Source organism: Brevibacillus sp. SIMBA_040 (assembly GCF_046535075.1).
In the GTDB taxonomy this organism is placed as follows: domain Bacteria; phylum Bacillota; class Bacilli; order Brevibacillales; family Brevibacillaceae; genus Brevibacillus.
In genome coordinates this window covers 67474-85545 of sequence record NZ_JAWRXI010000023.1, presented here as the reverse complement: position 1 = coordinate 85545, position 18072 = coordinate 67474, and the positions used below count along the sequence as shown (strand labels likewise).

General features: G+C 43.9%; 22 protein-coding genes and 1 other annotated feature. Of the genes, 11 read left to right on the top strand and 11 right to left on the bottom strand.

Annotated elements, in window-relative coordinates; genetic code table 11:
• The first annotated feature begins 21 nt into the window (after positions 1–21).
• On the top strand, positions 22–327 hold the full coding sequence (locus SB752_RS27915) for a hypothetical protein (RefSeq protein WP_410718725.1): 306 nt from the start codon (positions 22–24) through the stop codon (positions 325–327).
• A 53-nt stretch (positions 328–380) separates the two neighbouring features.
• On the opposite strand, the gene SB752_RS27910 is transcribed toward SB752_RS27915, so the two are convergent.
• From SB752_RS27910 to SB752_RS27890, 5 genes are all read right to left on the bottom strand, one after another.
• A complete protein-coding gene (locus tag SB752_RS27910; protein WP_410718724.1) occupies positions 381–1382 on the bottom strand; it encodes a GNAT family N-acetyltransferase in 1002 nt (333 codons plus the stop codon).
• 156 nt (positions 1383–1538) lie between these two features.
• Complete coding sequence (yhfH, locus tag SB752_RS27905) at positions 1539–1700, bottom strand: protein YhfH (RefSeq protein WP_084765575.1); 162 nt, start codon at positions 1698–1700, stop codon at positions 1539–1541.
• Between the two features lie 216 nt (positions 1701–1916).
• A complete protein-coding gene (gene ilvA / locus SB752_RS27900; RefSeq protein ID WP_410718723.1) occupies positions 1917–3164 on the bottom strand; it encodes a threonine ammonia-lyase IlvA in 1248 nt (415 codons plus the stop codon).
• Between the two features lie 96 nt (positions 3165–3260).
• Positions 3261–3522, bottom strand: a binding site (T-box leader).
• Positions 3523–3566: 44 nt separating this feature from the next.
• Entirely contained in the window at positions 3567–5168 is a 1602-nt protein-coding gene (locus tag SB752_RS27895) for an Ig domain protein group 2 domain protein (RefSeq protein WP_410718750.1), read from the bottom strand.
• 281 nt (positions 5169–5449) lie between these two features.
• Complete coding sequence (locus SB752_RS27890; protein WP_410718722.1) at positions 5450–5791, bottom strand: hypothetical protein; 342 nt, start codon at positions 5789–5791, stop codon at positions 5450–5452.
• A gap of 243 nt (positions 5792–6034) precedes the next feature.
• Between SB752_RS27890 and rlmD the strand changes: the two genes are divergently transcribed.
• The 4 genes from rlmD to SB752_RS27870 all read left to right on the top strand — a co-directional run bounded on the left by rlmD (position 6035) and on the right by SB752_RS27870 (position 10213).
• Entirely contained in the window at positions 6035–7366 is a 1332-nt protein-coding gene (rlmD, locus tag SB752_RS27885) for a 23S rRNA (uracil(1939)-C(5))-methyltransferase RlmD (protein ID WP_410718749.1), read from the top strand.
• Positions 7367–7797: 431 nt separating this feature from the next.
• A complete protein-coding gene (locus SB752_RS27880; RefSeq protein ID WP_410718721.1) occupies positions 7798–8694 on the top strand; it encodes a glycerol kinase in 897 nt (298 codons plus the stop codon).
• A gap of 91 nt (positions 8695–8785) precedes the next feature.
• Positions 8786–9532, top strand: a complete 747-nt coding sequence (locus SB752_RS27875; RefSeq protein WP_410718720.1) for an NERD domain-containing protein — start codon at positions 8786–8788, stop codon at positions 9530–9532.
• Between the two features lie 45 nt (positions 9533–9577).
• Positions 9578–10213, top strand: coding sequence for a restriction endonuclease (locus SB752_RS27870; protein WP_410718719.1), 636 nt, complete (start codon positions 9578–9580; stop codon positions 10211–10213).
• A 70-nt stretch (positions 10214–10283) separates the two neighbouring features.
• Here the strand turns inward: SB752_RS27870 and SB752_RS27865 are convergent, their stop codons facing one another.
• Entirely contained in the window at positions 10284–11456 is a 1173-nt protein-coding gene (locus SB752_RS27865; RefSeq protein ID WP_410718718.1) for a protein kinase family protein, read from the bottom strand.
• 672 nt (positions 11457–12128) lie between these two features.
• Between SB752_RS27865 and SB752_RS27860 the strand changes: the two genes are divergently transcribed.
• Complete coding sequence (locus tag SB752_RS27860) at positions 12129–12494, top strand: DUF6713 family protein (protein ID WP_410718717.1); 366 nt, start codon at positions 12129–12131, stop codon at positions 12492–12494.
• A 41-nt stretch (positions 12495–12535) separates the two neighbouring features.
• Here the strand turns inward: SB752_RS27860 and SB752_RS27855 are convergent, their stop codons facing one another.
• The gene (locus tag SB752_RS27855; protein ID WP_410718716.1) at positions 12536–13117 is read right to left on the bottom strand and encodes a type 1 glutamine amidotransferase family protein; all 582 of its coding nucleotides are present in this window, start codon (positions 13115–13117) and stop codon (positions 12536–12538) included.
• 170 nt (positions 13118–13287) lie between these two features.
• Between SB752_RS27855 and SB752_RS27850 the strand changes: the two genes are divergently transcribed.
• Positions 13288–13929 (top strand): hypothetical protein, encoded by a 642-nt coding sequence (locus SB752_RS27850; RefSeq protein ID WP_410718715.1) that lies wholly within the window; start codon positions 13288–13290, stop codon positions 13927–13929.
• 77 nt (positions 13930–14006) lie between these two features.
• Here SB752_RS27850 and SB752_RS27845 read toward each other — a convergent pair whose 3' ends face one another.
• Positions 14007–14783 carry a WecB/TagA/CpsF family glycosyltransferase gene (locus tag SB752_RS27845; protein WP_410718714.1) on the bottom strand — a complete coding sequence of 259 codons (777 nt, stop codon included), beginning with the start codon at positions 14781–14783 and terminating at the stop codon, positions 14007–14009.
• 122 nt (positions 14784–14905) lie between these two features.
• Between SB752_RS27845 and SB752_RS27840 the strand changes: the two genes are divergently transcribed.
• From SB752_RS27840 to SB752_RS27830, 3 genes are all read left to right on the top strand, one after another.
• On the top strand, positions 14906–15346 hold the full coding sequence (locus SB752_RS27840; RefSeq protein WP_410718713.1) for an NUDIX hydrolase: 441 nt from the start codon (positions 14906–14908) through the stop codon (positions 15344–15346).
• Positions 15343–15771 (top strand): NUDIX domain-containing protein, encoded by a 429-nt coding sequence (locus SB752_RS27835; protein WP_410718712.1) that lies wholly within the window; start codon positions 15343–15345, stop codon positions 15769–15771. The genes SB752_RS27840 and SB752_RS27835 overlap by 4 nt, the downstream gene beginning before the upstream one ends.
• Before the next feature lie 82 nt (positions 15772–15853).
• Positions 15854–16375 carry an ankyrin repeat domain-containing protein gene (locus tag SB752_RS27830; protein WP_410718711.1) on the top strand — a complete coding sequence of 174 codons (522 nt, stop codon included), beginning with the start codon at positions 15854–15856 and terminating at the stop codon, positions 16373–16375.
• Positions 16376–16437: 62 nt separating this feature from the next.
• On the opposite strand, the gene SB752_RS27825 is transcribed toward SB752_RS27830, so the two are convergent.
• From SB752_RS27825 to SB752_RS27815, 3 genes are all read right to left on the bottom strand, one after another.
• Positions 16438–16815: a type II toxin-antitoxin system PemK/MazF family toxin gene (locus SB752_RS27825; protein WP_410718710.1), complete on the bottom strand. Its 378-nt coding sequence runs from the start codon at positions 16813–16815 to the stop codon at positions 16438–16440.
• Positions 16815–17117 (bottom strand): AbrB/MazE/SpoVT family DNA-binding domain-containing protein, encoded by a 303-nt coding sequence (locus SB752_RS27820; protein WP_410718709.1) that lies wholly within the window; start codon positions 17115–17117, stop codon positions 16815–16817. The genes SB752_RS27825 and SB752_RS27820 overlap by 1 nt, the downstream gene beginning before the upstream one ends.
• A gap of 140 nt (positions 17118–17257) precedes the next feature.
• Positions 17258–17677, bottom strand: a complete 420-nt coding sequence (locus tag SB752_RS27815; RefSeq protein WP_410718708.1) for an SDR family NAD(P)-dependent oxidoreductase — start codon at positions 17675–17677, stop codon at positions 17258–17260.
• A 51-nt stretch (positions 17678–17728) separates the two neighbouring features.
• Between SB752_RS27815 and SB752_RS27810 the strand changes: the two genes are divergently transcribed.
• Positions 17729–17953, top strand: coding sequence for a response regulator transcription factor (locus tag SB752_RS27810; RefSeq protein WP_410718707.1), 225 nt, complete (start codon positions 17729–17731; stop codon positions 17951–17953).
• Positions 17954–18072: the final 119 nt, after the last annotated feature.

Sequence of the window (18072 nt, the reverse complement as noted above, 5' to 3'; positions counted from 1 at the left end):
CCAACCTTTGAGGTGACAGCCATGTTCTTAATCGGAATTTTAGTCGTTGTAGCGATTTTTGGTGAACTGTTTCACCGCCTGAATCCGTGGAAAAAGCCGGAGCCCCCTTATGAAGACCTGGTCGCGCAGATCAAATCAGCAGATTGGTACCTGGAGCTGTACGCTGATGAGGCATGCCGGCAAGTTCTCGAAAATGACTCACATGTTCACGCTTACTATGCAAGTACTTACGAAGCGAAGCGATTGCTTACCCAAGAAGGCTTTCAACTGGGGCTGATTGACTATGTAAAGCAACAGGCCTCGAAGGCATCCTCCTCCAGTCGCTAAAGGATACGCAAAGGCCGCTGCATCCTGACAGGCAGCGGTCTTTTCCTCTTTCCTTATCCTTTTGCCCAGGCAATTCTGTGATCGATCAGCCGTGAAAGCCGGTAGACAATCGGAACAAAGCCTTGACGTGGCCAATAACGAGAAGATTGCAGATTCGTCATTCTCCAATCAGTGATGCAATAGTGATAGCCTTTTTCTTTTGCATGGGCCAAGCCTCTCGTCGTTAACGCGAAATTTATCCCGCTTCCTCGGTACTCAGGCTGAGTCCCCGCGACCCCTAATTCGATACAGTGCTCTGGAGTCATCGTAATTGGATCAGGGTCTGCTGGGAAGTAGGCTTGAAAGGAAATAATCTCTCCCCCCTTTTTCGCAATCCATAGATCGACCTGTGGGTCATCGACCAGCCCTGAATAACCATCGCGAATCTTATGTGCGTCTTCGGGCAATGCTACGCCGAATACAGGCGATTTTGCTTGATAAGTTCTAATTAATGGGGATACATCTGCAAACGCCTCGCGATCTTCGGGCGTCGCCAAGCGAAGCTCCACTCCGTCCACCCGCAATGAGGAGGCACTCGGCTGAAACTGTTTTAATGAGAGTAGACCATGCACCTGCTCATGACCAAATCCGAGACAAAACCATGTTTGTAACAGATCCGGATTACCAGCTGGCACCATTGCGCAATGGTAAAAATATCCTTCGTCCACCCATTCCTGGGCGGCTGCTGCGTACAAATCCCGATACAGCTCTACAGGCTGTTCCAAAGCTATCGCCTGACCAACCAAACTGATCCAAACGTGCCTGCCACGCATAGCATTTTCTTGTTTTTGACCGATGACATAGCCGACGAGCTTGTCACCCTCCAGCGCGGCTGCTCCTGAAACACCTGTTTTCTCCCACTCACCCGCGAGAACGCGTATGGCCAGTTTTTCTGTCTCCCCTTGACTTAGCAGCGCAGGAATGGCTGCATTTGCTCGTTTTTGGCAGAGGGCGAGCAATCTCCCTGCCTCCGTGAGCCGACCTGTAGAAAAAGTAACGATTTTCAAAATGCTCATCCTCCCTCGCTCCTTTTGAAACCATTCCTACATACTTTCTGGATAGTCAAGGAAGTTCCTTTTTGATGAAGACAGCTTTGAAGCTTTGCACACAAAAAAGGCGCACCTGCTTTTGGCTGCTGCCAAGCGGTACACCTTATCTCTCGAATCGGTTCATTAGCGTTTTTGATGGTAGTGCTTGTAGGCGTCGAAGGATGCCTGTTCCTGGCAAGTGAAGCATTCTGTAGCGTAGGATTCTGCCTGTTCGTTGATGGTTTGCCCGCAAGCAGCGCAGCATTTTGCTTCCAGATTGCGAAAGAAAGTAGTGATCGGCGTCATGATTTTAACCCCCCGTGTGTTGTTATCTGTATTGTATTACAACAGTAGCTGTTTTATAAAAGTTTGTTATAATACATTACGCCGTATTATCTTTCTCTCGCGCTCATTCTCTCCTGCTTGCTCTCTTTTTCGCTGTATTCATACATTTTTGCAAATTCACCTTCTGTTGTAACACAACGAACACAGTTTTGTTTCCCAGACTTGGTTGGAGCCTCTTTAAATCAGCAAATTGAACAGATACGGATCATTTGTGATCTCCACATAGCTGATTCCATGCTGCTTCATTCGCGCCACCAACGGCTGATAATCCGCCTGACACTTCATTTCAATTCCCACTAATGCAGGTCCATTTTCTTTATTGTTCTTCTTGGTGTATTCAAAACGCGTGATATCATCATGTGGGCCGAGCACCTTTTCCATGAATTCGCGCAATGCTCCTGCACGCTGCGGGAAGTGTATCACAAAATAGTGTTTTAATCCTTCGTGCAACAGCGAACGCTCCTTTATTTCCTGCATCCGATCAATATCGTTATTTCCTCCGCTGATGACACACACTACGTTTTTGCCGGCAATTTGCTCCCGGTAAAAGTCGAGCGCAGCGATGGACAAAGCGCCTGCTGGTTCCACCACAATCGCGTTGCTGTTATACAGATCAAGGATCGTAGTACATACTTTTCCTTCTGGCACCATCACGATGTCGTCCAGCACATCCCGACATAGTGACATGGTCAATTGCCCTACCTGTTTAACAGCCGCTCCATCAACAAATTTATCAATCTCATCCAAGGTCACCACGTCTCCGAGCTCAAGCGCCGCTTTCATAGAAGCCGCTCCCGCAGGCTCTACCCCAATAATTTTCGTATCCGGGCTGATTCCTTTTACATACGTACCTACACCCGCTGCAAGACCGCCCCCGCCAATGCTCATGAAAACAAAATCAGCAGGCTCCTCCATGTCATTCATAATTTCCAAGCCTACAGTACCTTGTCCAGCAACTACCAGCGGATCATCAAACGGATGAACAAAGGTCCGCTCTTCCTGTATGCAATATTTCATCGCTTCTGCAAAAGAGTCGTCAAAGGTATCGCCAATCAGCACCACTTCCACATAAGAGCCACCGAACAGCTTCACCTGTGTGACCTTTTGACGTGGAGTTGTCGTCGGCATGAAAATCGTTCCCTGAATTTTCAATTGATGACACGAATAAGCCACGCCCTGTGCATGGTTCCCCGCGCTGGCACATACAACACCATTTTCCCTCTCGCCTGGCGAAAGATTGCGAATAAAATGATAAGCACCTCGGATTTTAAACGAACGCACTACTTGCAGGTCTTCTCGTTTCAAATACACATTGCAGCCATATCGTTCGGACAGAACCTTGTTTTTTTGTAGCGGTGTTTTTTCTACCACGTCTTTCAAGGCATGGTTGGCTACCACGATCTCTTCCACAGTTACTGTACTCATATATTGAATGCTCCTCCCAAAGGTGTCTCATGTCTCTATCGTCTCATGAAAAAGAAAAGCCCCCGCCCCGCCAGCAGCGCTTATATGCGCATGGCTGGCTGAGGCGAGAGCATCGCGGTACCACTCAGCTACTCTATTTCCCTCACGGAAAACAGACTTAAGAAGTTCAACATGGGAACTCCCGTCTGGTAACGGAGACGAATCCGTTGTCCTTTACTAACAGAAATAAGCTTTCCCTTTTCTAGGACACTGCTCCAAGGTGATTTTCAAAACAGGCTGGCGATCATCCTTTCAGCACGAGGGACGACTCTCTGCAACGCTGCTCTCTGCTTCTACTCTTCCTTATCTACGCAACTACTAACGAACTATTCAAATTAGTTACAAATTATAAATGTACTCGTCCTAGTTGTCAAACGTTATGTTATCAAAGTTGAGGCGTTTGCCCGAGGTTCCTGAGATGACGACTTTGAAACGGACGTTGCCTGCTTCGTTCACAGTAAAGCTCTGCTGCTGCAAAGCCCCGGTGCTGCTCTGCAGGCTGCTGACGTCCTGCCACGTCTGCCCGCCGTTTACCGATTTTTGCAGCTTCCACGTAGCGCCAGTATCTGTACCATAATTTGCATGGGAAATCGTGACCGTCGTTACGTTGCTCACATCGAACTTCATCGTGATTGAGCCTGCTGCTCGTGCTCTTACCGATTGACTGCCCAGCTTTTTATCCGCAGTCGTATTTCCTAACAGGGCATTGTCCAAATTCCATGTACCGCTCTCCAATGTCACATCTCCTGCTGCATAAGCTGCTTTTGTCCCTGTTTCAAAATCTTCGAATTCCTGACCAGTACCCGGATTCGGCGTTGTGCTAGTGTACCCATATGAATCTGGTTTGAAGGTAGAAGTATCCCACCATTTGTAGCCAGCAGCAGGTGCAGCCCAAGGCTCTGGTACAGGCTCTGTTGAGGTTTGCGGATTTTCCATCGGCAACAGCTGTGTGACAGGACTTGGAGTAAAGCCGGTCAGCTGGTCAAAGCTAGTGTACGTTTCTGGTTCTGCCAGCCAATCAATCAAATTGACGAGAAGTTGGGCATCATCCTGCTCCTTGAATCCATCGTAAGTCTTTTTACTTGCGCCATTTTCCTCGCGCTTGTATTTTGGCGTAGCATCCTCAACAGGAGAGGAATCCCCGATGAATGCTGCTTTTCCGCTTCCTGCCTTGGAAATCGCTACATAAGGTCCTTCGTTTACGCCGCCACCATTGTACACCCCTTGGTCTACGGCATTTGCCCACTTCACATTCGTGGTTGGCAAATAAACAATTCCTTTTGCTTTATCTGGATCGAGTATAGCCAGGGTCGAGCCAGCGTGCATCGCTACTGTGTCCACTCCGCTTGTAATCCCAAACGATTCACTTTCAGGCACGACCTTATTTGCTGTGATGTCGCCAAGGGCGTTGTAGCGGAAACGGATACCAAAATTGGTTCCAAGCCAATCAGAGCTGTCTACATTTTGCATGGCAGCTGAATTGCGCTCTTCCGTGCCCATGCCTTGCGCTGGATCATTCCAGGCTCCGCGGCGATATCCGTTAAATACTTCGTTTGCATCCCAGCGGTTTTTGTTGCGGTCTGCATTGTAATGATCCCCGATGAAGAATATGCTGCCGCCGTTTTGCACGTAATCCAGCATCGCTTGCTGTTCAGAGGTTTTATAAGGGATATTTGCTTCTCCGATAACGAATACCGCATAATCCTCCAAATCGCTCAGAGTGATCGGAGTCGTCTTGCGCAGCTCGGTAACGTAATACCCTTCATCCGCTAATGCTTCGCCAAAATCGGAAAATGCTCCGTCAATGACCCAGTCAGCTGCTCCCGCTGTCTGTCCATGCGTGTTGTCAAAGAGAATTTTTTTGCTGTTGTTGTTATTTACGACTTTCGGCGTCAAAACAGGTGCTGGATCGAGTGGTCCCTCTGCCTTGGCGACAGTGGCGTTCGTCAGTGGCAGTGTAAAGATGCCAGTGAAGAGCGCAAGGGAGAGAAGAAAGGATGATAGCCGATGCTTTCTTTGCTTGCTCAAATGGTCCAACTCCTTTTGATAGAATAGGGAACTTTCCTCCAGATTACCATATTTATCCTGTGAATTTGTCCTGTTAACATTATTTTTACAAAATTTGGTTCCAATGACATAACTTTTTGAAAATGACTCCCAGTCCTTTGACATATCGTCGTCGGTTGGGCTGATGAAAGCAAAAAAATGAGGCCCGTCATCGGACCTCATCGTCATTTTTATTGCTATTATACTGCTTCGTAGATTTCTTCGTAACGCTTGCCGATTTCTTCGTCAGTCAAGCCAGCTTCACGCAGACGGCCAATCAGAGCATTTGCCCAGATTTCGGTGCGCTGTGCCATCTTCCCGTATTTTTTGGCTTCCTTTTCCTTACGCTTCGCACGGTCTTCCCCGTTGGATTTGAGGTTATCGAGGATGAACAGCATTTTCATGGTGTCATCTTCGTTCAAACCCGTCCAGTTATCGTTCAGGAACGAAACCACATTTTTATAATAACCATCAAATTCGGCGAAGGAAATCTCGGAATCCATGTTGAGATATTCTTTCATTTTGTCAAATAGCTCTTGCATCTAGCGTCACAACTCCCTCGTTATTCTCCGCACTATTATAACAAAAACAGCTCAGGGGAGGAAGTTGCCATTATCTGTGACATCCTCTTCTGCTCTGCTTGGGTCTGTAGGGGGTATCCATGTATAATAGAAACCATCATGAAATAAGGAGAGCAGCACCCCATGTCATCAGCCAAGCATCAAAAAGACGTCCGTCCCCGGGATGGAAAGCAACCAGATACGAAGCTCACTGTCGGTCAGCAGATGACCCTAACGATCAAAAGCCTGGGAATCAACGGCGAAGGGATCGGCTATTTTAAACGGAAAATTGTCTTCGTAGATAAAGCACTGCCAGGTGAAGTGATCCATGCACAAGTAACGGAGGTAAAAGAAAAATACGCCACAGCGCGATTATTGAAGGTTGTAGAGAAGTCACCTGCACGTACAAAAGCGCCTTGTCCCGTGTACGAGGAGTGCGGCGGCTGCAGTCTACAGCATATGGACTACAAGGCGCAGCTCGCCTCCAAGCATGAGCTTGTGATCGAATCGCTGCGCAAGTACGCCCGTTTGGAAAATCCGCCAGTAGCACCTACTATTGGCATGGACAACCCTTGGGGATATCGAAACAAGGCTCAGTTTCAGGTCGGCAAACGGGACGACAAGCTGGTCGCTGGACTCTATCAAACAGGTACGCATCAGCTTGTCGATTTGGAGACCTGCCAAGTGCAGCATGAAGCAACGACAGCCATCGTTCGCACTGCCAAGCAGGTCATTCAGGAGCTGGGAATTCCCGTATATGAGGAGCGCAAGCGAACTGGCGTCATTCGTACCGTGGTCGCTCGTGTAGCATTTGCCACAGGGGAAACGCAGCTCACCCTCGTAACCGCTACCCGCGAGATTCCGCGCGTCAAGGAATTGGTTATGGAGCTGCGCACGCGACTGCCCGAGCTGGTCAGCATCGTGCAAAACGTCAATGCTCAAAAAACCTCGGTGATCTTTGGCGAGACCACCCGTGAACTGTGGGGACGACCGTACATCGCAGAAAAGCTGGGCGAGCTGTCCTTTGACTTGTCTGCTCGTGCCTTTTTTCAGCTGAATCCCGAGCAAACTCACAAGCTGTATGATGAAGTAAAAAAAGCCGCCGGACTGACTGGCAGCGAGCTTTTGCTTGATTTGTATTGTGGGACCGGAACCATCTCCCTCTGGCTCGCTCCTTTTGCCCGGGAAGTGCGTGGGATTGAGCTGATTCCCGAGGCTGTTGAGGATGCACGAAAAAATGCCGAGCGAAACCAGGCGACGAATGCCCAGTTCCATGTGGGGCGCGCTGAGGTATTGATGCCGCAGTGGGCCAAGCAAGGAGTGAAGCCCGATGTCGTTGTAGTCGATCCTCCGCGTACCGGATTGGACGATGCGCTGATCCGTTCCTTGCTTGAAGTTACACCGAAGAAGATTGTGTATGTGTCTTGTAATCCTTCTACGCTTGCAAAGGATATTGGGAAGCTGCTCGCGAGGTATGAATTGAAGCATGTGCAGCCAGTGGATATGTTCCCGCATACGGCGCATGTGGAAGCTGTGACGCTTTTGACGTTGAAATAGTTGTAAGAGATAAGGCTAAATTCCCTTGATGTAACGGGAGTTTAGCCTTTTCATTTTTGATGAATGATGATCGATCTAGGAAGAAAATAGGCGTTGACCACATTTTGACCACACTCGATGCCAGAATGACCTTTAATGTTCACGAACCTCGCTGAGTATTTCCCTCTTTGCTTCTTTCTTTTACTTTTCAAATTGCCCTTTTTGGATCGCCTGACTTGTTCAAGAAATCGCGGAGAAATGCAAATCGATTGGTATTAAAATAAATCTCTCTTACCAAGAAAACAATTTGAAATCTGACATAGTCAGGTTTCTTTTTTTGTCGCTTTTCGGAGGTTCTGGAAGATTCTTGGCGAAATAAGATAATTTAGACCATATACCTATTACTCTATATTAAAAATCACTAAAATAGACTCTTTTCACAGGAGGTAAAAATGGGTAATCAGAAATATATTTCTACAACAGCTCTCTCTAAACTGATGAGCGTTTCTACAAGTGAACTCTTGGCATACTTAATCGAAATCGGATGGATGGAAAGAGTTAATGATGCTTGGACACTAACAAATACCGGTAAAAACAAAGGTGGACAATTTAAATCAGATTCGTTACGAGGAACTTGGGTTGTTTGGCCTGATACTATAATTCACGAGCTTGAGTCTTTGAAAGGCTCACAGGCAACGGATACTAAATATATAAACGCCACTGTATTGAGTCAAATCCTTAAGGTATCCAAGTTGCGTATCAATCCAATTCTTTCCGAACTTGGCTGGTTAGAAAGGGATAGAAAAGGCTGGATATTGACTAAATTAGGTGAAAGTATTGGTGGAAAACAATTAGAGTACGAAAAAACCGGTATTCCTTATGTATCCTGGCCTGAAAGTATTCTTAGCAATAAAAGCCTAATCGAGACGTTTAAGCAAATCAATGGAGATTTCATTGAGGAGAAGGAAGAATCAATTAATGAAGTCGATACAAGTTTTCGGGATAAATTTCAGGCTAAACATAGAGCTGCTGATGGACATTTTGTCAGATCAAAAGCTGAGATGCTTATTGATAATTGGCTCTACATGTCGGAAATTGTCCATGCCTACGAAAGAAAACTGCCTATTGAAGAAGATGTATACTGTGATTTTTATCTCCCTGTAGGAAAAGTCTACATTGAGTACTGGGGCATAGAAAACGATCCCAAGTATACGGAGAGAAAAAAAACGAAATTGGAAATATACCGGAAGTATGGATTTAATCTAATTGAGCTAACGGATACTGACATTCAAAACCTAGATGATGTTTTCCCGAAAAAGTTACTGAAATTTGGAATTCAGTCTTATTAGAACAGGAGCAAAATCCTAAAATGATATTTCTTCTTAATTGTTTAAATTTGGATCATAATCCAGCCTTACCCCTATTCAGGAGGAACTATAAGTGATATACATTCTCTTTACATGTCTCATTATTTTGGCCATCATATTAAAACTACCAACTGTAAAAGGGTTTATTGGTGAAAAAGCCGCCCAAATGATTCTAAATAAACTAAATCGAGAAGAGTATCATACTCTAAACGATTTACTTGTACCTGACCCCAACGGAAAAACTACACAAATTGATCACGTTGTTGTATCGAAATATGGAATTTTTGTTATTGAAACCAAAAACTATACAGGCTGGATTACAGGTACTGAAAATAGCCAATATTGGACACAAACAATCTATAAGCGAAAAGAAAAGCTATATAATCCTCTATGGCAAAATAAAGGGCATGTAAATGCTCTTAAAGCCCTTCTACTCGAATTTGAAAATGCTCGTTATATTCCCATCGTGGCATTTAGCGGAAGGGCCACACTTAAAGTAAACGTTGCTTCTGAGGTAATTTATCTAAGTAATCTTAACAAGACTATTAGAAAGTACAAGCAACCTGTTCTTACACATTCAGACGTAATCAGCATTATCAAAAAGCTTTCTAATAACAATCTCCAGGACAAAGCAACGAGAAAAGAACATGTAAAGACACTGCAAAATGAAAATCATAATCGAAATCAAAAAATACGCAATAACGTGTGTCCTTCTTGCAATGGAAAGTTGGTTGAACGAAGTGGAAAACATGGTAGGTTCATAGGCTGTTCCAATTATCCAAAATGCAAATTCATCCTAAAAGATCGAGTAGCAAGGTGACAACTTAAACAGCTATTTGCATCAACCGAAAGGTCTGTAGAAAACATGGCAAAATGGTCAAAGAAAGACGTAAACAATCTTGTATTTTTGATTAATGCAATTCTTATCATTGGTTCGGTTAGTATAGGTTTTTACTTTAATCTGGGGATGTATTACTTTTTCGGCTCCCTGTTTGGAAGTGTCCTTATATCGACAATCATCGGAAATTTCCTAGGGGACAAGACAAAAAAAGCGAAGCCACCAAATAAAAAACAAAACAACGGGAGATCTGGAAAACTTAATGAATCCGTTTCGGATGATGCACTTCTAACCTCTGATATTGATACGCTTTCCGGTACTGATTTTGAACGATTAGTGGAAAACTATTATCGCGACAAAGGTTACAAGGTCGAAAGAGTAGGCGGATCAGGAGATCATGAGGTAGATTTAATTCTTCAAGACAAGAAAGGTTATAAGATAGCAGTCCAGTGTAAACGTTGGAAGAAAAATGTAGGGAATGACATCGTCCTTCGTTTGAAGGCTGGCAAACAGGTTTACGGGTGTTATGACGCTTGGATCGTCACGACTAGCCATTTTACAAAGGCTGCTATACAAATAGCAGAACCTCTCAATATCAAGCTAATAAATGGCGCTCAAGTACATGACATGATCGACCGTTGGCGGAAGGAAAAATCAAAATAAATATAGGGTCTTGGTGTCAATATCCGGCGGGGCGCGACGGCTTTTAATGGCTATCGTGCCCATGTTGATTTTATGAAGAAATAGTCCGAAAAGCCTGTACCATTTCAGTTGTCGCTTTAAAACGCATTGATTTATCTGGATGTAGCCCTTTATTTACAAACTCTCGCAACTTCAAATCAGGTATTGAGTCTGTATTGGTTCTTCCTATCATCACAAAATACACAATCCTTGTTAAGGCATATGTTTCATGTAGAATGCTATAAGTATCAAATCCATCAACCACAAGAGAAGGGTCATTGAAGTAACCCTTAAATTCAGTGTTAGCAGTCGTAAGTGAACTATCTGGGACTTTGACTAAACCGAAATCAGCGATTTTCACAACATGTATATCATGATACTCTTTCAGTAAAATATTTTTAGGACTAATATCCCTATGTAACCTATCCTTTGAATGGATATATTCAAAAGCCCGCAAAATTTGATTTACAATACTCTTCCGTAACCCTATTGCCAAAGATGAATTATTTTTTTGAATGAAACTGTCAAGAGTATAGTCCATGTATTCCATTATATATTCGTTTTTGGCTTCATCGTACTGATAGACTTCAAGAATATAGGGTGACGAAAATTCTTTCATCTCGTAAAATTCACGTCTAAATCTTTCGAGTTCTTTTGGTGTTAATTCCTTTTTTGCCCGTTTTAATACGAAATTTTTATCATAAAACGCATCCCGATACTTGTAAACATTGGCATATGAACCATTCCCAATTTGTTTTAGTGAGAATGATCTTGTTGTTTGAGGATGGTCTATTGTTACAATGCTGTTCGGAGTAAAAAGTGGGATTGTATAATATAAATCTATTTTCTCCATATGCGGGGGGAGAGAGCTTCCGCCGCTTGACCTTAAAAAATCGCGACATTTCTTCATTAGCACAAAATAATATTCAGTTATCTCGAAAGCGAGTTTTGTGTTTTTGAGAGCAGTATACAAGCCTAATGTTATTTCGATAGTTTTTAATAGCTTCCGGCTTGGGTCTGCCCAGAAATGTGCACTAAAATCATTGGTAGGAAGTCGCTCATTCATAGTTCTAAATAAAGAAATAAAATCAAAGTGAAGTGTTGCCAATATTTCGCGTAATCTTGCATGTTCTAGACTAGAATATAATTCTGAAAACTCTGCGTTTATTGTGCTGTTAGAGAGCAGTTCTCTATACTGAGCTTCAATATAGTTTTCTATGTTCACTGTATCACCCCAATCAAAATATAACGCGAAGTCAATTATAGGGTCAATGTTTGCATGCATGTGCATTATGAAAAGACGTTGGGCCTCTTTAACCCAACGTCTTTGTCTCTTCCCTCTAGTTATCAACGAATTCAACAATTTGTTCCATTCTTAAAGAATTGAGTACAATTGAATGGTTACTTATCTGAGCAAGCTTACGAGCAAATATTATATCAGAGATCCTATTTTCCATATAACTTACATCAACAACTAATTTAGCCGTTCAATGCCCCTAACCACTCAAAAATTTATATCAGTTACCTGTCTTTTCCCAGGTATGATGGAATTCTTTGACCACATTTTTGACCACACAGTCGTGTAACTTTAAATTGTTAATGGTGATAATGGATACTAAAGGAGCCTCAAAAACAACACTTAAGTTAAGTTTCGTTGTTCCAAGTTAACACGATTTAAATGCTACCCGAAACGGCGCATATGGAAGCTGTGACGCTTTTGACGTTGAAATAGTTGTAAGAGAAAAGGCTAAATTCCCTTGATGTAACGGGAGTTTAGCCTTTTCATTTTATATGAGTGATGATCGTTTAGGTCCCCGGTGGAAATATTCACCAAACCTTCTTTTGTTCCCACGATTTCACTGTGATTTAATTTAAGTAATGAAAGGGGTGGGTAACTTTGCAATCGATCTTACTCGTGATTTTTTCTATTAATTTTGCTCTTCTATGTTTACACGAAATGGATGCAATCAGAGCGAAAGAATGGAAACTGTTTGTCATTCTGAAAGATATGGATGATGACCGTGCATTCAAAACATTTACAATCCTCCATCTTCCACTTTATGCGATCTTACTATATTCGTTTGTAAGCCACCATATTATTTCTTTTATCATTATCGATGTATTTTTAATCATTCACTCCGTACTACATTTTTTCTTTGAGAAGCATCCGAACAATAACTTTACGAACATGTTCTCAAGAATGATTATTTATCCAATGGGTGTACTGGGTGTCTTGCATCTTGTTGGACTGGTATTGTCTTGAAACTCCTTCTTACTTTCGCGCATTTCTTTCAGACTAAAATACTATGAGGGAAAGTAGCCCTTTTTAAATATCTCGTACCATTCTTTCAATTCATCGCCTTCGAATACACCCAATCTCTCCAAGATATGCCTTGAAAACTCCACTGCACCGCTTCCATTCGCCGTAATTAGGTTCTCATCACGAACAGACTGTGCATCTACATAATGTTGATCTCCTCTGTAATTCGGAGCTCCTTCCTTTAAATAAGGCAGTGTGTTGCCTGTATGTCTATGATTATCCAAATATCCGTGGTTTCCCAAAAAGGTGGTAGCATCGCAGATGGCTGCCACAGGAATATCCTTTTTCACACAATAATCCACAATACCTTTTGCTTGCTGATTCTTTTCTTCTCTCCATCCCGTTCCGCCAGGTATGATTAACATGGCGATATCGAGATTTGGATTGAATTCTTTTACGCTATAATCTGGAAGTACTGTTAAACCACCCATTGAAACCTTGGGCTCCTGATCAATCGCGATTGTCTTTACACGATACCCTGTTCCTGGCTTGTTTAACTCTGAGCTGACGTAGCTTGCCTCCCAATCTGCAAAACCATCTGTTATGAAAATTAATACTTCCTTCAAAATGATTCCCTCCTAGTAAAGCTTTGTATAAATGAATAGTAAACCAGCTTCACTGACAATTACGGTCAGCAAAGATACGATTTCTTTAAGCCAACCGCAAATTCTGAACGAAAGCTGGGAAAGCTATCCGATAAAAAGTAGCGGATGGTGTTAGTTTTATGAGGAGATTTTTGGCAATTCTCGTTCTCTATCTTTTTGCCTTTCTAGATGCAAGTGTTATAGAAGCATTTGCTAAAACGGATCCACCAAAGCATGAACAACGCCCGTTAGAGGAATCTTATTTTGAAATTGGTTACAAATCAGTGGAACTCGCACTCAAAGAATGTGAAAAGCACTTTGGACGAGAACTTCCATTGCCAATTGTTTTACCACCAGTAGCGTTTACTCATCATTTTGGCAGATGTAATCATGCAAATGACGTAAATGACCACTTTGAAATCGAATATATTAATGAGAAACAAGGTAAAAATCACTATATGATTCAAGTGAAACCTTTCGCGAACAAGCTAGAAGGCCTTCCAAAAAAGAATGATATCATTCAAATTTACAAATTAAAGGATGGAACGAAAGCCGTTTTTGGAACGACTCCTTCCACAAGAAGCTTCTATCTGTTGGTTTTTGAGAGAGCTGGATGGCAGTATATGTTAAGTGTTGATAAGCGAGTGGGAGATATCGTATCGGCTAATGTGTTAATTGCTATTGCGGAATCAGTCAATCCCGCATCATATCCTTGGAGTCCTGCCCGTTTCCCCGTATTATCGAGACGAAGTCATTCAAGAGTTCATGAGCAGCGATGGGGATTTCGATTGTGACGTTTATGCAAGACGCATGGTGCGGATACAGTAAATCATAAGAACATACCTTGCGAGCTGTACAACAAAGAGGGGCACTAATCCCCTCTTTTTGCGTTCTGCCTGCCATCCCTAATAATCGCGCGGTAAACAAATTTCGGTAAGGCAGACTGTCTGCACCAGCGTGATTTTTGCCCCTTGGCTACAGGTACGGTAAGAAGTCGATGCAGCCATTCCAAATTCAGCTTCTTCCATATTTCGGGTGTAGCCTTTACTTTTCCTGCGATTACGTCCAGGCTTCCTCCTACGCCAAAAACGACCTTTACCCCATCCAGATTATGCTTATTCCTATAAATCCACTTGTCAGAGTAGGGAGCCCCCATCGCCACGATCAGTACATCTGGCCTGGTCTGCTGGATGCTTCGAAGAATCTGTCCCTCTTCTTCCTCGCTAAAAAAGCCGTTATGTCGACCGGCAACTACAACCTGCGGATAGCGTTTGGTGACCTCCTCAGCTGCTTTTTGGTTCGTCTCTTCATCTGTCCCCAAAAGAAAGAAGCTCCAGCTGCGTTCATTTCCTTTTTCCAACAGTCGAAGCAGCAAATCATAACCAGTCACCCTTTCAGCAAGCGGCTCACCTTTTCGTCTTGAAGCCATCACAATGCCGATTCCGTCTGGGGTAATCAGGTCTGCCTCGTTGACAATGGTTTGCAGCAGTTCGTCTGTCTGATAGGTGATGGTTATCTCTGGGTTCACCGTAATGAGATGGAACAGCTTGGACGGTTCTTGTTGGATATGCTTCGTCAGTTGCAGTGTTGTTTCATGAAGGGTTAGTTTGGAAAAAGGTACTCCTAATATCGTTACTGAGCCTTCCATACGATCCGCCTTTCATCGAGTGAATTAGAGAAATTTTACCATATTTCCTCAGCTCACATCATTCCAAATAGGTGGAATCACTGGTAAAGTGGAGGTATTACTCTTTCCACGGAGGAATTCTTATGTTCATCGTCAATGTTGAAGGTGCCATATTCCATGAGGATAGATGGTTGATGATCAAGCGTAGCACCAAGGAAGAGCATGCAGGAGGAACCCTCTCTCTCGTAGGCGGTAAAGCAGACCAAGAAGGAAACACTTCTGATATATTGGAGAGAACTGTTCGGAGAGAGATTTTCGAAGAAGTAGGTGTTACTGTGAAGGACACCTTGCGTTACCTGTATAGTTCTTCATTTGTTCCGGATGACCAGTGCCATGTCATCAATGTCGTCTTCCTTTGCGAATACGACAACGGAGATGCGCATTGTAAAAGTCCCGATGAAGTTGAAGCAGTCTACTGGTTAAATGCAGATGAAATCATGAGTCATCCGAAAGCGCCCCCTTGGACCAGAGAAAGTATACGACGGGCGGAAATACTACGAAAGCAGTTAGGTGATAACAAATGACAACAACAAAAACTACTACCCTCCCTCGCCTTGGAGTGGGAGCGGTTATCCTCAACGAACAAAACGAGATTTTGCTAGTGTGGCGCAATCGAAATCCGGAAAAAGACACCTGGTGCATCCCCGGAGGCAAAGTAGATCCTTATGAAAAGCTGGAGGATTGCGTGATACGCGAAATAAAGGAAGAAGTAGATCTCGAAGTAGAAGTAAAAGAGCTGCTCTGTACATCGGAAACGATCCGTCCTGAAAATAACGAGCATTGGGTGTCTGTCATCTATGAGGTCGCAGTGAAAAGCGGGGAAGCTCGCAATATGGAGCCGGGTGGAGCAATCGGGGATTTGAAATGGTTCCCCCTCAATCAATTACCTGAAAATCTCGCATGCTTTATGTTGCCTGCAATCGACAGCTTGAAAAAGAAAGGCATGTAAACTATTCCTCCAAACGGATAAATCGATCACTTCTATTTTGTTGGAGGCCGAAAAAAACTAGCCCATAAGGAGGACATGAAAAATGGAACTCACCCAGATGACCGAGGCGTTGTTTCAGGCAGCACAATCGGGGGATACTGAGCGCTTAACAGCTTTACTAGAGGCCAATCCGCGCCTCGCCAATATCGAAAACAGCGATGGACTTACACTTCTAGGCTTTGCAGCGCATTTTGGAAATAAGGCTGCTGTGCAGCTGTTGCTCGACTCTGGTGCGGATGTTAATGCCGTTTCACACTCGAAGGTTTCTTACATCCCATCCAATACAGCTCTGCATGCGGCTATCGCCGGAGAACGCGATCCGGACGTCATTCAATTGCTTTTGTCCCGCAATGCCAAGACGACGATTTTCGATAGTAACGGCCATACGTGCCTGCATTCGGCAGCCTATCACGATGATAACGTAGAGCTGATTCGTCTGTTGCTCGCACATGGAGCCGACGTGAATGCTTGTGCAGAGGGAAGAGAAACCGCCTTATCGCTCGCGATCAAGCAAGGAAAGCATGCTGTTGCCGAGCTTCTTCGTCAGAGCGGAGCTTCGCTATGACTCTTTTAACGAAGCTCCTTACATAAAGGGGCTTCGTTCCATTTCTTTTTTAAGCCTTACTTTTAGGCGAAAATTGATCGCACATTTGTAATAATATGCTGATAGAAACGCGATGTCGGGTCAACTTTACCAATTACCACCGCATTTCTAGCACTAAGGTCAAGCGACTTTGCTTGATCGGTAAGTACCACACCGCTGAGCTCCATGAACGGCACCCGTGGATGGGTTGTATCGATCCCTTGTGGAATTTTAACCTCAAAAGGATAATCTTTTTCTTGAGTCGTGATCGGAACAATCATAGCAAAAGCTGAATTACCCGGATCAATAAGTCCATCTGATAACACGACTGCAGCTCGCCAACCATTTTTTTCGTGCCCCCTCGTTGGGTGCATGTTCAACCAAACGACGCTTCCTCTTTCCACATCTCCTACAATCGCCATTAAATGATCTCATCCCCCATCGGTTCTGCAAACAACTCTTCATGTGCACTCTTACCTGGTTTGCATTTCGCGCGGAGCTCCAGAAAATGTTTGCGGAGGGCTTCTTGATCTTCAGCAGCCGGGATCACTGGTCGTAAAATGACTTCCTTATTATCAGTAATGCACATTTCAACCTCGACGCCGTCAGCAAATTTCACCAATTCAGATACTTCTTGAGGAATTCGAACGGCCAGACTGTTTCCCCACTTACGTACGGTTGCGGTTGTCAAATAGACCAATCCTTTCTTTTCCTTTTGATTCAATGTTACCACAACCTCCCGTCACAGTATATACACAGTATATACACGGCAGATAGAATTGATACGTTGAATAACGAAAAAAGGCCTTGCATTCAGTGCAAAGCCTTTTTGGATCTATTCTCGATTAAGGTTACGACTTGCTTCTATGTCGTCAGCCCACCATCAATCGTAACGATCGCCCCATTCATATAGCTAGACTCATCCGAAGCCAAAAAACATACGACATTGGCAATTTCCTCTGGCACGGCAGGGCGTCTCAGCGGTCCGTTCTGCTCTGGATTGTTCAATTCCATTCCCTTTGTCATATTGGTCATGACGCCACCCGGACAAATCGCATTGATTCTGATTCCTTTTGGCCCGTACTCGACTGCAGCCGTTTTCGTCAAGCCAACCACTCCATGCTTGCTCGCCGCATATCCACCTAAGTATTCACAGCTCTTCACGCCAGCAGCGGAAACCGTATTGATGATGACTCCTGCGTGCTGCTCCTCCATGACTTTTAAAACATGCTTTAACCCCAGGAAGACTCCTTTCAAATTAACGGAAATGATCTGGTCGAACATCTCTTCGCTGTAATCGCCTAATAGTGAAGGCGTGCACAGGTGGGGAAAATTATGCATGGCTCGATAGGGGCTGAGGATACACCGCTTTTGAGCAAACGGGAATTGGAGGTCATGCGGAAAATCGCCTGGGGAGAAAGCACAAAGGAAATGGCTGATTCGATGGAAATTAGAGAGGTAACTGTGAAGCAATATGTAAAGACGGCTATTAAGAAGCTCGGCGCTCAAAATCGTTCGCATGCGGTTGGAGAGTTGTTTCGTAGAGGATTCATATCGTAGTCGATGAGATTTTGCATATGATCACGATTCATATGATTATTTTGTAAAATTTCAATTAATTACCTAAACAATTATGCGCAACTGTCCGATTATATATGGGAGTCATCATAAGGAGGGGA

Coding starts and splice junctions, on each gene's coding strand:
- SB752_RS27870 (WP_410718719.1), top strand. CDS start 9,578: ATGGCAAAATGGTCAAAGAAAGACGTAAACAATCTTGTATTTTTGATT.
- SB752_RS27825 (WP_410718710.1), bottom strand. CDS start 16,815: ATGGCGATTGTAGGAGATGTGGAAAGAGGAAGCGTCGTTTGGTTGAAC.
- SB752_RS27910 (WP_410718724.1), bottom strand. CDS start 1,382: ATGAGCATTTTGAAAATCGTTACTTTTTCTACAGGTCGGCTCACGGAG.
- yhfH (WP_084765575.1), bottom strand. CDS start 1,700: ATGACGCCGATCACTACTTTCTTTCGCAATCTGGAAGCAAAATGCTGC.
- ilvA (WP_410718723.1), bottom strand. CDS start 3,164: ATGAGTACAGTAACTGTGGAAGAGATCGTGGTAGCCAACCATGCCTTG.
- SB752_RS27880 (WP_410718721.1), top strand. CDS start 7,798: ATGGGTAATCAGAAATATATTTCTACAACAGCTCTCTCTAAACTGATG.
- rlmD (WP_410718749.1), top strand. CDS start 6,035: ATGACCCTAACGATCAAAAGCCTGGGAATCAACGGCGAAGGGATCGGC.
- SB752_RS27845 (WP_410718714.1), bottom strand. CDS start 14,783: ATGGAAGGCTCAGTAACGATATTAGGAGTACCTTTTTCCAAACTAACC.
- SB752_RS27815 (WP_410718708.1), bottom strand. CDS start 17,677: ATGTTCGACCAGATCATTTCCGTTAATTTGAAAGGAGTCTTCCTGGGG.
- SB752_RS27810 (WP_410718707.1), top strand. CDS start 17,729: ATGCATGGCTCGATAGGGGCTGAGGATACACCGCTTTTGAGCAAACGG.
- SB752_RS27835 (WP_410718712.1), top strand. CDS start 15,343: ATGACAACAACAAAAACTACTACCCTCCCTCGCCTTGGAGTGGGAGCG.
- SB752_RS27830 (WP_410718711.1), top strand. CDS start 15,854: ATGGAACTCACCCAGATGACCGAGGCGTTGTTTCAGGCAGCACAATCG.
- SB752_RS27890 (WP_410718722.1), bottom strand. CDS start 5,791: ATGCAAGAGCTATTTGACAAAATGAAAGAATATCTCAACATGGATTCC.
- SB752_RS27840 (WP_410718713.1), top strand. CDS start 14,906: ATGTTCATCGTCAATGTTGAAGGTGCCATATTCCATGAGGATAGATGG.
- SB752_RS27915 (WP_410718725.1), top strand. CDS start 22: ATGTTCTTAATCGGAATTTTAGTCGTTGTAGCGATTTTTGGTGAACTG.